At 71.4% G+C, this 14,294-nt stretch carries 14 protein-coding genes; 11 read left to right on the top strand and 3 right to left on the bottom strand.

Features of this window, described 5'->3' with window-relative positions:
• Positions 1 to 15: 15 nt before the first annotated feature.
• The 10 genes from HKK74_RS02200 to HKK74_RS02155 all read left to right on the top strand — a co-directional run bounded on the left by HKK74_RS02200 (position 16) and on the right by HKK74_RS02155 (position 9,308).
• Positions 16 to 2,451, top strand: a complete 2,436-nt coding sequence (locus HKK74_RS02200) for a [protein-PII] uridylyltransferase (protein WP_246491106.1) — start codon at positions 16 to 18, stop codon at positions 2,449 to 2,451.
• Between the two features lie 175 nt (positions 2,452 to 2,626).
• Positions 2,627 to 4,177: a signal recognition particle protein gene (ffh, locus tag HKK74_RS02195; RefSeq protein WP_187241245.1), complete on the top strand. Its 1,551-nt coding sequence runs from the start codon at positions 2,627 to 2,629 to the stop codon at positions 4,175 to 4,177.
• 214 nt (positions 4,178 to 4,391) lie between these two features.
• Complete coding sequence (gene rpsP / locus HKK74_RS02190) at positions 4,392 to 4,901, top strand: 30S ribosomal protein S16 (protein ID WP_187241244.1); 510 nt, start codon at positions 4,392 to 4,394, stop codon at positions 4,899 to 4,901.
• 1 nt (position 4,902) lies between these two features.
• Positions 4,903 to 5,145 carry an RNA-binding protein gene (locus tag HKK74_RS02185; protein WP_187241243.1) on the top strand — a complete coding sequence of 81 codons (243 nt, stop codon included), beginning with the start codon at positions 4,903 to 4,905 and terminating at the stop codon, positions 5,143 to 5,145.
• 13 nt (positions 5,146 to 5,158) lie between these two features.
• Positions 5,159 to 5,668 (top strand): ribosome maturation factor RimM, encoded by a 510-nt coding sequence (gene rimM / locus HKK74_RS02180; protein WP_187241242.1) that lies wholly within the window; start codon positions 5,159 to 5,161, stop codon positions 5,666 to 5,668.
• Positions 5,669 to 5,678: 10 nt separating this feature from the next.
• The gene (gene trmD / locus HKK74_RS02175) at positions 5,679 to 6,467 is read left to right on the top strand and encodes a tRNA (guanosine(37)-N1)-methyltransferase TrmD (protein WP_187241241.1); all 789 of its coding nucleotides are present in this window, start codon (positions 5,679 to 5,681) and stop codon (positions 6,465 to 6,467) included.
• A 119-nt stretch (positions 6,468 to 6,586) separates the two neighbouring features.
• Complete coding sequence (gene rplS / locus HKK74_RS02170) at positions 6,587 to 6,937, top strand: 50S ribosomal protein L19 (protein ID WP_187236619.1); 351 nt, start codon at positions 6,587 to 6,589, stop codon at positions 6,935 to 6,937.
• Positions 6,938 to 7,156: 219 nt separating this feature from the next.
• Positions 7,157 to 8,164: a signal peptidase I gene (gene lepB / locus HKK74_RS02165; RefSeq protein ID WP_187241240.1), complete on the top strand. Its 1,008-nt coding sequence runs from the start codon at positions 7,157 to 7,159 to the stop codon at positions 8,162 to 8,164.
• A gap of 80 nt (positions 8,165 to 8,244) precedes the next feature.
• A complete protein-coding gene (locus HKK74_RS02160) occupies positions 8,245 to 9,003 on the top strand; it encodes a ribonuclease HII (RefSeq protein WP_187241239.1) in 759 nt (252 codons plus the stop codon).
• Positions 9,000 to 9,308: a DUF2469 domain-containing protein gene (locus HKK74_RS02155; protein ID WP_187236622.1), complete on the top strand. Its 309-nt coding sequence runs from the start codon at positions 9,000 to 9,002 to the stop codon at positions 9,306 to 9,308. Before HKK74_RS02160 ends, HKK74_RS02155 begins: the two co-directional genes overlap by 4 nt.
• A gap of 17 nt (positions 9,309 to 9,325) precedes the next feature.
• On the opposite strand, the gene dprA is transcribed toward HKK74_RS02155, so the two are convergent.
• Together dprA and HKK74_RS02145 are read right to left on the bottom strand one after the other, a co-directional pair.
• On the bottom strand, positions 9,326 to 10,489 hold the full coding sequence (gene dprA, locus HKK74_RS02150; protein WP_187241238.1) for a DNA-processing protein DprA: 1,164 nt from the start codon (positions 10,487 to 10,489) through the stop codon (positions 9,326 to 9,328).
• Positions 10,486 to 11,808 (bottom strand): YifB family Mg chelatase-like AAA ATPase, encoded by a 1,323-nt coding sequence (locus HKK74_RS02145; RefSeq protein WP_222721744.1) that lies wholly within the window; start codon positions 11,806 to 11,808, stop codon positions 10,486 to 10,488. Before HKK74_RS02145 ends, dprA begins: the two co-directional genes overlap by 4 nt.
• Positions 11,809 to 11,828: 20 nt before the next feature.
• Here HKK74_RS02145 and HKK74_RS02140 point away from each other — a divergent pair, with 20 nt between their 5' ends.
• Complete coding sequence (locus HKK74_RS02140; protein ID WP_187241237.1) at positions 11,829 to 13,448, top strand: recombinase family protein; 1,620 nt, start codon at positions 11,829 to 11,831, stop codon at positions 13,446 to 13,448.
• Positions 13,449 to 13,470: 22 nt separating this feature from the next.
• Here HKK74_RS02140 and HKK74_RS02135 read toward each other — a convergent pair whose 3' ends face one another.
• On the bottom strand, positions 13,471 to 14,157 hold the full coding sequence (locus HKK74_RS02135; protein WP_187241236.1) for a hypothetical protein: 687 nt from the start codon (positions 14,155 to 14,157) through the stop codon (positions 13,471 to 13,473).
• Between the last annotated feature and the right edge of the window lie 137 nt (positions 14,158 to 14,294).

The following is a 14,294-nucleotide window of genomic DNA, read 5'->3' as shown; positions in this document are numbered from 1 at the left end:
CCCGAGGGGGAGCCGATGAGACACGAGGCGGTCGCGCCCGGCCCTGAGCAGATGCTGAGGTCACCGGACCTGCCGCGGTCCGGCACGCTCGCCGCCAGGAAGGCCCACGCGGACGCGCGGGCCACCCGGGCGGACGAGCTCGATCGGTGGCTCACCGGTCTGCTCGGCCCCGAACCGCACGTCGCCCTGGTCGCGGTCGGCAGCCACGGCCGCCGTGATCTGACTCCCGGCGGTGACCTCGATCTGGTCCTGCTGCACCGGGGAAGGTCCAAGGCACCCGGCGACGGTCTCGGGGACCGAGACCGCGCGCACCTGACCGGCCCGGCGGACCGGCCCGACGCGGGTGGCCCGAGTGGCCTGGACGTCCTCGACGCGGCCTGGGCACGTCACGTGGCCGAGGTCGCAGACCGGATCTGGTACCCGGTCTGGGACTCCGGGCTCCGGCTCGATCATTCCGTGCGCACGGTGCACGAGGCGCGAACCGTGGCCAGGGACGATCTCAAGGCCGCGCTCGGGCTCATGTCCGCCCGCCGCATCGCGGGCGAGCAGTCCCTCGTCGACGAACTCCGCGCGGCCGTGCTCGCGGACTGGAGGGCCGACGCGCGGCGGCGGCTCGGCGAGCTGTCCGCGATGACCCGTGAGCGCTGGGAGACCCAGGGCGAACTGGCGTTCCTGCTCGAACCCGATCTCAAGGAGGCGCGCGGCGGGCTGCGGGACGTCCACGTGATGCAGGCGGTGGCGGCCTCGTGGGTGGCGCCGGCACCGGACGAGCGCGTCCGCGCGGCCTACCGCCTGCTGCTGGACGTACGGCATGCCCTGCACGAGCTCACCGGCCGGGCGGCCGACCGGCTCGTCCTCCAGGAGCAAGAGGCGGTGGCGCGGGCGGTCGGCCTCCTCGACGCCGACATGCTGCTCCGTACCACCGCCGAGGCGGCGCGCACCGTCACCTACGCGGGCGACCACGTGTGGCGGCACGTCGACCGGTTCTGCGCCGCCCGCGGCCGCAACCGGGGGCGGGGCCGCCCCGAGCGGCGTCCGCTCGCCGACGGCGTGGTCGAGCACGACGGCGAGGCCGTCCTCGCCCGCGGTGCCGATCTGACCGACCCCGCGCTCGTGCTGCGCATCGCGGCCGGCGCGGCACAGGCCGGCCTCCCGCTGGCGCCCGCCACCGTGAACCGGATGGCCGAGGACGTGCCGCCCATGCCCGTGCCGTGGCCCGCCGAGGCCCGTGACGCCCTCGTCGCGCTCCTCGGTGCCGGCCCCCCTGCGATCCCCGTGTGGGAGGCGCTGGACCAGGCCGGGCTGATCACCAGGCTGCTGCCCGACTGGGAGCGGGTGCGCAACCGTCCGCAGCGCAATCCCGTGCACCGCTTCACCGTCGACCGGCATCTGGTCGAGGCCGCCACCGGAGCCGCGGCCCTCACGCGCGAGGTCGCCCGTCCCGACCTGTTGCTGGTCGGCGCGCTGCTGCACGACATCGGCAAGGGCTGGCCCGGCGACCACTCCCGCGGCGGGGCCGTGGTGGCCCGCGATATGGGCGCGCGGATGGGCTTCGGCGAGCGCGACGTCGGCGTGCTGGAGGCGATGGTCCGCCACCATCTGCTGCTGCCCGACACGGCCACCCGGCGCGATCTCGACGATCCGGTCACCATCAGGGCGGTGGCCGACGCCGTGGGCGGTCACGAGGTGCTCGAACTGCTGGCCGCGCTGTCGCTCGCGGACGGCCTGGCGACCGGTCCCGCCGCGTGGGGCGCGTGGAAGGCCGGCCTCGTCGACGAACTGGTCCGCCGGGTGACCGCGGCGCTGTCGGGCCGGGCGGTGCCACGGGCACCCGAACCCAGCCCCGCGCAGCTCGCCCTGGCCAGGCACGGCGGAGGCGCCGTGCGAGTCGTGGGCACGAGGATCACGGTGGTGGCTCCCGACCGGCCGGGGCTGCTGTGGCGTGCGGCGGGGGTGCTCGCTCTGCACCGGCTCGTCGTCCGTACGGCCCGTGGCGTGCTGCCCGCCCAGGGCGGCGACGGCCCCACAGCCATGATCGAGTTCACTGCGGTCCCGGAGTACGGCACACCGCCGGATCCGGCCCTGCTGGAGGCCGACCTGCGGCGGGCCCTGGCCGACCGCCTGGACGTCGCGGCCCGGCTGGAGCGCCGCGCCGGCGCGGCGCGGGTACGGCCGGGCGCCGTGGTGCCGCCACCACGGGTCACGATCCTCGACGACGCCTCGAACACGGCCACCGTCATCGAGGTGCGGGCGCACGACCGGCCCGGACTGCTGTGGCGGATCGGGCGGGCCATCGGTGCGTGCGGCCTGCAGGTCCGCGCCGCTCAGGTGGACACGCTCGGCGCCAACGCCGTCGACGTTTTCTACGTCGTGGGAGAGGACGGTGCCCCGATCTCCGACACCGCCGCCCTCGACGCCGTACGCCAGCGGATCCTCAAGGTCCTGCGCTGATCCGCGCCGGCCCGACCGGCGGCCAGGCGGCCCTGTGACCAGGGCCGGAGCCCCTCGGAGGCGTGTCGCGGCGGGGTGATCCCCGTATTCGTCCGTCTCGGCGCGACCGGGAACCGCGTGAACCGGATAACCTTGGGGGTCGATCCCCGAAGCTCCTGAGGACTGGTCGAGACACGTGTTCGAGACGCTTTCAGACCGCTTGACGTCGGTCTTCACGTCGCTGCGCAGCAAGGGCAAGCTGACCGAGGCCGACATCAACGCGACGGCGCGCGAGATCCGCGTCGCGCTGCTCGAGGCCGACGTCGCGCTGCCCGTCGTCAAGGACTTCATCGCGCGGATCAAGGAGCGGGCAACCGGCGCCGAGGTCGCCCAGGCGCTGAACCCCGCGCAGCAGGTCGTGAAGATCGTCAACGAGGAGCTCATCGAGATCCTCGGCGGCGAGACCCGGCGGATCCGGTTCGCCAAGACCGCGCCCACGGTGATCATGCTCGCGGGTCTGCAGGGTGCCGGTAAGACCACCCTCGCGGGCAAGCTCGCCCGCTGGCTCAAGGCGGAGGGCCACGCGCCGCTGCTCGTCGCCGCCGACCTGCAGCGCCCCAACGCGGTGCAGCAGATCCAGGTGCTCGGCGAGCGTGCCGGCGTCGCCGTCTTCGCGCCCGAGCCCGGCAACGGCGTCGGCGATCCGGTGCAGGTGGCCCGGCGCTCCATCGACCATGCCCGGCACGCCCAGCACGACATCGTGCTGATCGACACCGCCGGCCGGCTCGGCATCGACGCCGAGATGATGGGGCAGGCGGCCGACATCCGCGACGCGGTCCGGCCGGACGAGATCCTCTTCGTGGTCGACGCCATGATCGGCCAGGACGCGGTCACGACCGCCCAGGCCTTCCTCGACGGGGTCGGATTCGACGGGGTCGTCCTCACCAAGCTCGACGGCGACGCGCGCGGTGGCGCGGCGCTGTCGGTGCGCCACATCACCGGCCGGCCGATCATGTTCGCCTCGACCGGTGAGAAGCTCGAGGACTTCGATGTCTTCCACCCCGACCGGATGGCCGGCCGGATCCTCGACATGGGCGACGTCCTCACCCTGATCGAGCAGGCCGAGAAGGCGTTCGACGCCGACCAGGCCGCCAAGATGACCACGAAGTTCGCCTCGGGTGAGAACTTCACGCTCGATGACTTCCTCGAGCAGATGATGATGATCCGTAAGCTCGGCCCGATCGGCAATCTGCTCGGCATGCTGCCCGGCATGGGGCAGATGCGGCAGCAGATCGACCAGATCGACGACAAGGACCTCGACCGGGTCGCGGCCATCATCCGCTCCATGACCCCGGGCGAACGCGACAACCCGAAGATCATCAATGGCTCGCGGCGGGCGCGCATCGCGGGTGGCTCCGGGGTCAGCGTCGGCGAGGTCAGCAGCCTGGTCACCCGCTTCTTCGACGCCCAGAAGATGATGCGCCAGATGGCCGGCGGCATGGGGATCCCCGGAGTGCCGGGAACGCGGCGCAAGGGCGCGGCCAAGGGCAAGAAGGGCAAGAAGAAGCAGCCGCGCAGCGGTGACCCGCGCAAGCGCGCGGCCGCCGCGCAGCAGAACGGTGAGCGCGAGGCGCCGCAGGCTCTGCCGCCCGCCCTCGGCGGGCTCCCGGGCGGGCTGCCCGGCCAGCTGCCCCCCGGCTTCCAGATGCCCGATCTCGGCGATCTGCAGCCCCGCAAGAAGAGATAGCCCCGCGATCGCGTAAGTAATACGGCATTTCTCGCGTGTTCGCGGCGCCGAATTACTACTCGGCGCTAATCGTCTGGCACAATGACAGGCTGGAAACCCGGAGCGTCAGGAGCCCTCTCACCCCTGTCGCGCCGGAGTCCATCCGAGCGGCTCGTGCCGGTCCCCACCTGGCGCGCTTCGCTCATCCATGTCGAATCTGGAGAACACCACACCCGTGGCAGTCAAGATCAAGCTCAAGCGTCTGGGGAAGATCCGGAACCCGCAGTACCGGATCATCATTGCCGATGCCCGCACCAAGCGTGACGGGCGTGCGATCGAAGAGATCGGCCGGTATAACCCGAAGGAGAATCCCTCTCTCATCGAGGTGGACTCCGAGCGGGCACAGTACTGGCTCGGCGTCGGCGCGCAGCCGACCGAGCCGGTTCTCAGCATCCTGAAGGTCACCGGCGACTGGCAGAAGTTCAAGGGCCTGCCGGGAGCCGAGGGCCGGCTCAAGACGGCCGAGCCCAAGGTGGACCGGAAGGCCGTCTTCGACGCCGCCGTCAAGGAGACCTTGAAGGACGGCGGCGCCGCGACGACGCCGAAGTCGAAGAAGAAGGCCGAGCCCAAGAAGGCCGAGGCCAAGAAGGCCAAGCCCGAAGCGAAGACCGAGGCGAAGACCGAGGCCAAGCCCGAAACCGAGGCGAAGGCCGAGGAGACCACCGAAGCCAAGAGCGAGGCCTAAGGTGCTCGAAGACGCGCTCGAGCACCTGGTCCGGGGCATCGTCGAACATCCGGACGACGTCCGGGTTCAGGCGCGCCGGATCAAGGGTGGCCGGGTGCTCGAGGTGCGAGTGCACCCCGAGGACCTCGGTAAGGTCATCGGCCGAAGCGGGCGTACCGCCAAGGCCCTCCGCACGGTGATGGGCGCTCTTTCCGGCGACCGTTACGTGCGCGTGGATCTGCTCGACGTCAACGAGGTCCGCTGACCGGCGCATTCTGATGAAGACGCTGGTTGTGGGCCGCATAGGACGGCCGCACGGGATCCGTGGCGAGGTAACCGTCGAGGTTCGCACCGACGACCCCGACTCCAGGTTCGCACCCGGAGCGGTGCTCGCCACGGAACCCGAGCAGTCGGGCCCCCTCACCATCGAGAGGGCCCGGTGGCATTCGGGCCGGCTGCTCCTGCAGTTCGCCGGAGTCGACGGCCGCGATGAGGCCGAAGAGCTGCGAGGCACCTGGCTCGTCGTCGACTACGCAGACATCCCGCCGAGCGACGACCCCGACGAGTTCCATGATCAGGAACTGCTCGGGTTGGACGTCGTCACGGTGGGCGGGGCCGAGATCGGCACCGTCACCGAGGTGCGGCACGGTGGCCAGGACCTGCTCGTCATCGGCCGGCCGGAAGGCGGCGAGGCGTTCGTGCCCTTCGTCGCCGCGCTCGTTCCCGAGGTCGACGTGGCCGCCGGCCGGCTCGTCATCGACCCGCCGCCCGGCCTCATCGAGGATTAGGGTTCGCGCGATGCGCATCGACATTGTCTCGATCTTCCCGGAGTACTTCGCCCCGCTGGACGTCTCGCTGCTCGGCAAGGCGCGGCGGCGCGGCGTCGTGGACGTCCGCGTGCACGACCTGCGGGACTGGACGCACGATCGGCACCGCACCGTCGACGACACCCCGTACGGCGGCGGACCCGGCATGGTCATGAAGCCCGAGCCGTGGGGCGAGGCCCTCGACGCGATCGTCCCGCCCGGCACGCCCGCCGTGCCCCGGCTGGTGGTGCCCACGCCCAGCGGCCGCCCCTTCACCCAGGCCCAGGCGGTGGCCTTCGCAGCCGAGCCATGGCTGGTGTTCGCCTGCGGACGGTATGAGGGGATCGACTCCCGGGTCGTCGAGGAGGCCCGTCAGCGGATGCCGGTCGACGAGGTCGGCATCGGCGACTACGTCCTCGCCGGCGGAGAGGTCGCCGTTCTCGTGATCGTCGAGGCGGTCAGCCGGCTGCTGCCGGGCGTGCTCGGCAACGCCGACTCGGTCACCGACGACTCCTTCGCCCCCGGTGCCATGGAGACCCTGGTCGAGGGCCCCGTCTACACCAAGCCCCCGGTCTGGCGCGACCGGGCGGTACCCGAGGTCCTGCTGTCCGGCGACCATGGCGCGATCGCGCGCTGGCGGCGTGATCAGGCGCTCCGCCGTACGGTCGTTCACCGGCCGGAACTGGCGGCGAAGATAGATCCCGACACGCTCGACGCGGACGACCGGAGGGTACTCGATTCGGCCGGTTTTCCGGTGGACGGCGAACCTACGGTAGGCTAGGGCGTCGCTCGGCTCGATGCCGAGCACGTCACGACTTCCCAGATGTCCCCACTCGCGCGGTCGGCGCTGCCGTCATCCTGGCGCGTTTGGCCGTGAGGAACCGCAGAGGAACCGCAGTCATGCACACCCTGATCCAGGAGATCGAGAAGGCCGCGATGCGTGCCGACGTCCCGGCGTTCCGCCCGGGCGACACGCTGAAGGTGCACGTTCGCGTCACCGAGGGCAACCGGAGCCGGATCCAGGTCTTTCAGGGCGTGGTGATCCGGCGTCAGGGCGGCGGCGCCCGTGAGACCTTCACGGTCCGCAAGATCAGCTACAGCGTCGGCGTGGAGCGCACCTTCCCGCTTAACAGCCCGTCGATCGACAAGATCGAGATCGTCACCCGTGGTGACGTCCGGCGGGCCAAGCTCTACTACCTGCGCAACCTGCGCGGCAAGGCGGCGCGCATCAAGGAGAAGCGCGACAACTGAGCCGCGGTGGGCGCGCGACCGCGCTCCCGTCTCCCACGTCCGCTGCCCCGGTGCGTTCAGAACGCGCCGGGGCAGTGTTGGGTGGCGCCGCCCGGCGAATTCGCTCAGGCCGTTCCCGGCGGATCGGCCGGGTAGTGATCGCTTGGGGTTGTGATCGCTTTGTGAACGACACGCCGCCGCAAGGCGCCGTGACCGCTGGTCGCCTATAGGCTCGACTTGATGACTGACGACCAGAGCGTGGGCGACCCGGCGCGCAGTCCCGCCGACGCCGCCCCGGAGCCGTCCCAGGACGATCGGAGAGACGTGCGTTCCGAGGCCGAGGGCACGGTGCCCGACGAGAACAAGGCCGCCGATCCCGACGGCTCCGCGTCCGGCGACGAGCGGCCTGCGGGCAAGCGCGCCGGGAAGCGTACCGGCGAGGACGGCAAGAAGCAGGGCTCCTTCTGGAAGGAGCTGCCCATCCTCGTCGGTGTGGCTCTGGTGCTCGCCCTCGTCATCAAGGCGTTCGCCGTCCAGGCGTTCTACATCCCGTCGGCGTCGATGCAGAACACGCTGCAGATCGGCGACCGGGTGCTGGTCAGCAAGATCGTTTACCACATGCGCGACATCGAGCGCGGTGACGTCGTGGTCTTCAACGGCCTGGACTCGTGGGATCCCGAGGTCCAGGTGCAGCAGCCGAGCAACCCGGTGTCGAAGGCGTTCGCGGCCGTGGGCCGCGCGTTCGGCGTCGTGCCCGGCGAGAAGGACTACATCAAGCGGGTCATGGGCGTCGCGGGCGACCGGGTGAAGTGCTGTGACGCGCAGGGCCGGGTCACGGTCAACGACGTGCCGGTGGACGAACGGAGCTACCTCTACACCGATCCGGTCACAGGGCAGCAGAACAGGCCCTCGGAGAAGGAGTTCGACTTCACCGTGCCCGAGGGGCGGCTATGGGTCATGGGCGATCATCGCGAGGTCTCCTACGATTCTCGTCAGCACTCGGGCGACGCGGGCGGCGGCTCGATCCCGGAGAGCAGGGTGATCGGCCGCGCGTTCGTCATCGTGTGGCCGATCGGCCGGGCGAGGGTCCTGCCGATTCCCAAGACCTTCGAGCAGCCCGCACTGGCCGTGGCCAACGCCGCGCTGCCCGCCACGCCGCTGGCGGCCGGGCTGGTGGGCGCGGTTCCGCTCACCTGGGTGGGCCGTCGGCTCCGGCGCCGCCACCGACGTCGCCAGGCCGCCGCCTGACCGGTTTCGGTCCGCTCTGTCCTCGGTACGTCGTACGCTCGAAACGTGAGTTTCGAGGGCGATGGGGTCGGGTGCGGGCGATGACGAACCTCTGGCGTCTCGTACGCCCCGTCAAGTTCACACCCCGCAGGGACGCGGGGCTTTACGCGTACGAGCGCGCTCTGGAGCATGGTGGCTTCAGCCCGGTGGCCGGTGTCGACGAGGCGGGGCGCGGGGCATGCGCCGGTCCGCTCGTGGTGGGCGCCGTGATCCTTCCCGCCGGCCGGCGCGGGCTGATCGACGGGCTCACCGACTCAAAGCTGCTCACGCCGCGCCGCAGGGAGGAGATCTACGCCGAGATCGTGGCGCGAGCCCGGGCGTGGAGCGCAGTGATCATCCCCTGTGACGACATCGACCGGATCGGGCTGCACCGGTGCAACATCGCCGGGATGCGGCGGGCGCTCGCGGCGCTGGAGACCCGGCCCGCCTACGTGCTCAGCGACGGCTTCCCGGTACCCGGGCTCGGCGTCCCCGCCCTGGCGGTGCCCAAGGGCGATCAGGTCGCGGCGTGTGTGGCGGCCGCCTCGGTGATCGCCAAGGTCACGAGAGACCGGCTCATGGTCGCGCTGCACGAGCGTTATCCCACCTACGGTTTCAACGTGCACAAGGGCTACATCACCCGCGAGCACACCGCCGCCCTGGCGGCTCACGGGCCCTGTGCCGAACACCGTTCATCCTTTGTCAACGTCGCTCGCGTGATGTCGCGGGCGGCACGGCCAGGCGCGGTCACACCAAGCGCGGGGGAGGCCGAGATGCGGAACAATGAGGCAGAGGTCGTCGGGGAGGGAGTGCGGCTATGAGTGCGGAAGATCTCGAAAAGTACGAGACCGAGATGGAGCTGCAGCTCTATCGCGAGTACCGGGACGTGGTCGGGCTCTTCACCTACGTGGTCGAGACCGAGCGCCGGTTCTACCTCACCAACTCGGTGGACCTTCAGGTGCGCACCGCCGACGGCGAGGTGTTCTTCGAGGTGACGATGCAGGACGCCTGGGTGTGGGACATGTATCGTCCGGCGCGTTTCGTGAAGAACGTTCGGGTGGTCACGTTCAAGGACGTCAACGTGGAGGAGCTCGCCAAGAGCGACCTCGAACTGCCCCGCAACTAGGGGAACCCCACGCCGGCTCACGGCCGCCCCTTACGCCGGGGGCGCGGAAGCCGCCAGCCCTGGCCGCGGCGTTCGATGAAGCCGGCCGCGGCCAGCAGCCCCAGCCTGCTCCTCGCGGTGCCGATGTCGACGCCCGCCCGCACCGCGATCTGTGCCGGACCCGCCGAGCCGCGTGCCGGAACCGCCTCCAGCACCAGCCTGGTCACCGGTTCGAGATCGTCGCGGGGCATGACGGGGCCACGCGGTTCGGGCGCCAGATCATCACCGATGCGCCCCACCGTGTCCATCACCTCCGCGGCGTTCGACACGCACGTCGCGACGCCGTCCCGCAGCCAGCGGTGGCAGCCTCGGGACACCAATGAGGTCACCGGCCCGGGCACGGCCATGACCGGCCGGTTGAGCTCTCGGGCGAACTTCGCCGTGTTGAGGGCACCGCTGCGGAGGTCGGCCTCCACCACGACCGTCCCCTTCGTCAGCGCCGCGATGACGCGGTTGCGCACCAGGAAACGCAATCTCGTGGGCGTGGTGCCCGGTGGCCACTCGCTGACCAGCAGCGAGGTCCGGGCGATCTCGGTGAGGAGCCCCTCATTGCGGGGCGGATAGAGCCGATCGACCCCGTTGGCGAGCACCGCCACGGTGGCGCCACCCGCGGCCAGCGCGCCCCGGTGCGCCGCGGCGTCGATCCCGAGCGCACCGCCGCTGACGATGGTGCAGCCCCGGTCGGCCAGCTCGGCGCCCATGTCGGCCGCCACCCGGTTGCCGTACGACGTCGCGGCGCGGGCCCCGACCATGGCGATCGAGCGCAGGCAGGCGTAGCGGAGGTCGGCCGGCCCGCGCAGCCAGAGGGCGTAAGGCGCGCGGTCGCCCAGCGCGTCCAGCTGGGTGGGCCATTCGGGCTCGCCCGGGCAGATCATCCGTCCGTCCAGCTTCGCGCACACCGTGAGGTCGGCCTCGGGATCCGCGGACGGCAGCCGTACGCGCCACCGGTCCATGTGCTCGGCGAGCCGGCGGCGCTCGGGTTCGCCGGAGAAGAGACCCGGCGGCGCCTTCCCGGCCCGTACGGCATCGAGGGCGCCGACCGCGCCGAACCGCTGGATCATGCGGCCGAGTAACCGGTCGCAGGGCTCGGCGATGTAGCAGAGGGTGGCGCGGGCGAACCGCTCGTCGTCGGACACGGTCATGATCTCTTTCCCTTCCACAGTTCCAGTGCCTCGCCGACGTCGTGATCTGCCGGGACGCCGCGGTCGCCCAGATCGGCGATGGTCCACGCGACCCTCAGCACCCGGTGCATGCCCCGGGCGCTGAGAGTGCCCTCGATCAGGGCCTTGTCGACCGGCCACATCGCGGAGGTCGGCAGGGCCAGGCTTCGCCGCAGCTCCGGGCCGGGGACATCGGAGTTGGTCCGCCACGGGGTGCCGGCCAGCCGCTTGGCCGCTCGTTCGCGTGCGAGCAGGACCCGCTCGGCCACCACCTCGCTGGACTCCGCGACGTCGACGTCGTAGCGCAGCTCGGCCCGGGTGGCCGCCTCGAGCTCCAGCTTGAGATCGACCCGATCGAGGAGCGGGCCGGAGATACGGCCCAGATACCTGCTGCGCACCGCCGGAGTGCAGACGCACTCGAGCACTTTGGCCGCCGCACACGGGCAGGGGTTGGCGGCCAGGACCAGCGTGAAGCGGGCGGGGAAGCGCGTGGTCGCCTCGGCCCGCGAGATCGTCACCGCACCGTCCTCCAGCGGCTGGCGCAACGCGTCGAGGACCCCGGTGGAGAACTCCGGTGCCTCGTCGATGAACAGAACGCCCTGGTGGGCCAGTGACGCCGCTCCCGGCCGGAGCGCCCGCCTGCTGCCACCACCGATCATCGCGGCCCGGGTCGTCGTGTGGTGCGGCGCGCAGAAGGGCGGCTCGGTGATGAGCGGCTGCCCCGCCGGCAGCGTGCCCGCCACCGAATGGATCGTGGTGACCTCCAGGGCCGCGCTGCGCTCGAGCGGTGGCAGCAGAGTGGGCAGCCGTTCGGCGAGCATGGTCTTGCCGCAGCCCGGCGGCCCGGACAGCCAGAGATGGTGGCCGCCCGCCGCGCTGATCTCGAGTGCCCGGCGGGCGTCGGCCTGGCCGCGCACGTCGGACAGATCGAGAGCGTCGCGATGCGGCCCCGAACGGACGGCATGGCCGTCCGCGGGCGCGGGCACCGGTGGGTCGTCCTCGTCCTCCTCCACCGGAGGCGGTTCGTCGCGCAGGTAGGCCATCAACGCGCGGAGCGAGCCCACCGGGACCACCTTGACCCCGGGTACGAGGGCGGCCTCGGCGCCGTTGGCCGTGGGAACCACCACGCTGGTGAAGCCCGCCTCGGCGGCGCCGAGGATGGCCGGGAGCACCCCGCGCACCGCGTGCACCCTGCCGTCGAGCCCGAGCTCGCCGATCATCACGAGCCGTGCGCACACGGCCGGCGAGACCACGTCGGCTGCTCCGAGCACGCTGACCGCAATGGACAGGGCGAATGTCAAGATAGGGCATACTTAAGGGCATGGATGCCCCAGAGTCGCCGATCGTCAGAGAGTGTGTGCTCTACCTGCGCAAATCCAAGGGCAAAGCCGGGCTCGCCAGGCAGGAACGCGACTGCCGCACCTACGCCGACCGGATCGGCTGGCGCATCGTGCAGGTGTTCACCGACAAGGACAGTACCGCTCACCGCCGAGTCGGCGCCGCCAGACCAAAGCGCGACGACTACCAGAACATGCTGACCGTGCTCCGCGCCGACCAGCGGCCCGTCCCGCTCGGGGTGCTCTCGTGGCACGCCGACCGGCTCGACCGCGACCCAGGGGAGGCCGCGGAGTTCACGGATATCGCGGCGGTCGGCGGGCACCTCGTGGAGACACCGCGCGCGGGCGCGTACGACCTGGGCACGCCGACCGGCCGGAAGCGCTTCAGGGACGACGTCAGCCACGCCGCCTATGAGGTCGACCACCTGATCGAGCGGGTGGAGTCGGCGAAGATCGAGGCGGCCGCCGAGGGCCGGTGGCTCGGCGGCAAGAGGCCGTTCGGGTTCGAGGCCGACGGCGAGACGATCCGCCCAAAGGAGGCGGAGCTGATCGACGTCAGTAGCGGCCAGGTGCTCGTGGGCGTCTCGATGCTGCAACTCGAGCGGGACTGGCGTGCGGCGGGGAGCACCACGACCGGCGGGAAGCAGCCGACCGCGAACGAGATCCGCCGGATCCTCCTTCGCCCCCGCAACGCGGGGATCAGCGTTCACCGCGGCCGCGAGGTAGGCCCGGCACGATGGCTGCCGGTGCTGCTGGCGGGCACGTACCGGCCACGCTGGGAAGCTGCCGAGGGCAAGGAGCGCGAGGCGATCGAGGCCGAGTGGCGGGCTGAGGCCGAGGCCAGGTTCCGGGCGGTGGCGGTGGTGCTGACGGATCCGAATCGGCGGACGTCCCCAGGCCCGGAGCGACGGTGGCTCGGGTCGGGCCAGTACCGGTGCGGTTACCCGATCGCCGAGGCGGAGGAGTGCGGCCGGCCCTCGAAGATGGGCACTGCGGGGAACGGGTCGAGGGCGGGGCGGCCGACGCCGGCGTACCGGTGCAGCGGGCCGAAGCGGCATGTCGTCCGCGCTGCGGAGTCCCTGGACGACTTCGTGGAGGAGGCCATCATTACCCGCCTCTCCGAGCCGGACGCGGCGGCGACGTTCGCGCCGCCGGCCGCGCGTGACGATGCCGCCGAGCTGCATGTGCGGGCGGCGACGCTGCGGACCCGGATCACGGAGGCCGGGGACATGTGGGAGGAGGGGGAGCTCACCCGCGCGGAGTACGTGGAGCGCAAGGGCCGGCTTCAGGGGAAGCTCGATCGGATCAATGAGCAGATCGCCGCGAGCGTTCAGACGTCGGTGTTCGACGGGCTGCTCGGGGTGGAGGATGTCGCCGCGGCGTGGGATGCGCTGTCGTTGTCGCGGAAGCGCGCCGTGCTGGACGCTCTGGTGACGGTGACGATCCTGCCGGCGCCGCGGGGCCGCCCGAAGGGGTGGGAGCCAGGCAAGCCGTACTTCAACCCGGGGGCTGTTCGACTGGAGTGGAAGCCGCCAGCGTCGACGGCCGGTCGGCCGCGCCGGCGCGGGCCCGGCGCGGGCACGACCGTCATGGGGGAGGAGTAGGGCGCCCCATGTGCGCGCGGACCTAATGCCGACGGCATAGAAGGTTCACGTCCACAATCAGCAGGTCAAGGGCAAGGGCGCACCTCTGGCGGCCGGGCTTGTCCGGCGGCGGCCTGGTGCTGCTCGGCGGGGCCGGGCGCGGCGGCTTGACCTTCGGCGGCTTCGGCTTCTTGACCTTCGGCACCTTGGGCGCCTTGACGCGCTGAGGCTCATCAATCGGCAGAGCGCTTGCGAGCGGCAGGGCAGGCGTCTCGGGCACGTCCGGGGCGCTCGGCACGGGAGTCGACGCCGGAACTGGGGTAGTCGGGTCAGGCGATCGGGGTGGCGGTATCGCGGCGGCCGGTGGGGTGGAGGCGTAAGCGGGTGTAGGTGGGCGGGCTTGACTGCGCGGGCCGTCGTCGGCGAGTTGCGTGACGCCAGCCAACGCAGCAGTGCCCACGGTCGCCGCGGTGACGCCGCTCACGATGGCGTATGCGGTGTGGTCGCGCGCCCACGAGGCTGCCGCAACGATGGCGGCGGCGACACTGCCGGTGTTCGCGGCACGAATGATCGCGCGGCGGCGGCGCGCCTCGTCTTCCACCTCGTCGCGCTCACGCGCCTTGATCAGGGCGACGAGGGTCTTCCGGATCTCGGCGTGTTCCTGCAACTCGCGTTCGTGCTGTCTTCCCCTCTTGTCGTGCGCCGCCAGTGCCGCGCGCAGATCTTGCAAGTCCACTGTGTCCCCTTCGACGTCATCGTCTGCGCAATGCGCGGGGGTGCGCAGGTGTTCGAATGAACGATGATGCCCTTGGGGATGTTGAGGTCTGCACTACCCTGAGTGACAGTGTTTTGTCACCGGATTCAATG

Source organism: Actinomadura alba (assembly GCF_014323705.1).
Taxonomy (GTDB): Bacteria; Actinomycetota; Actinomycetes; order Streptosporangiales; family Streptosporangiaceae; genus Actinomadura_C; species Actinomadura_C alba.
This window is presented reverse-complemented; position numbering and strand designations above follow the sequence as displayed.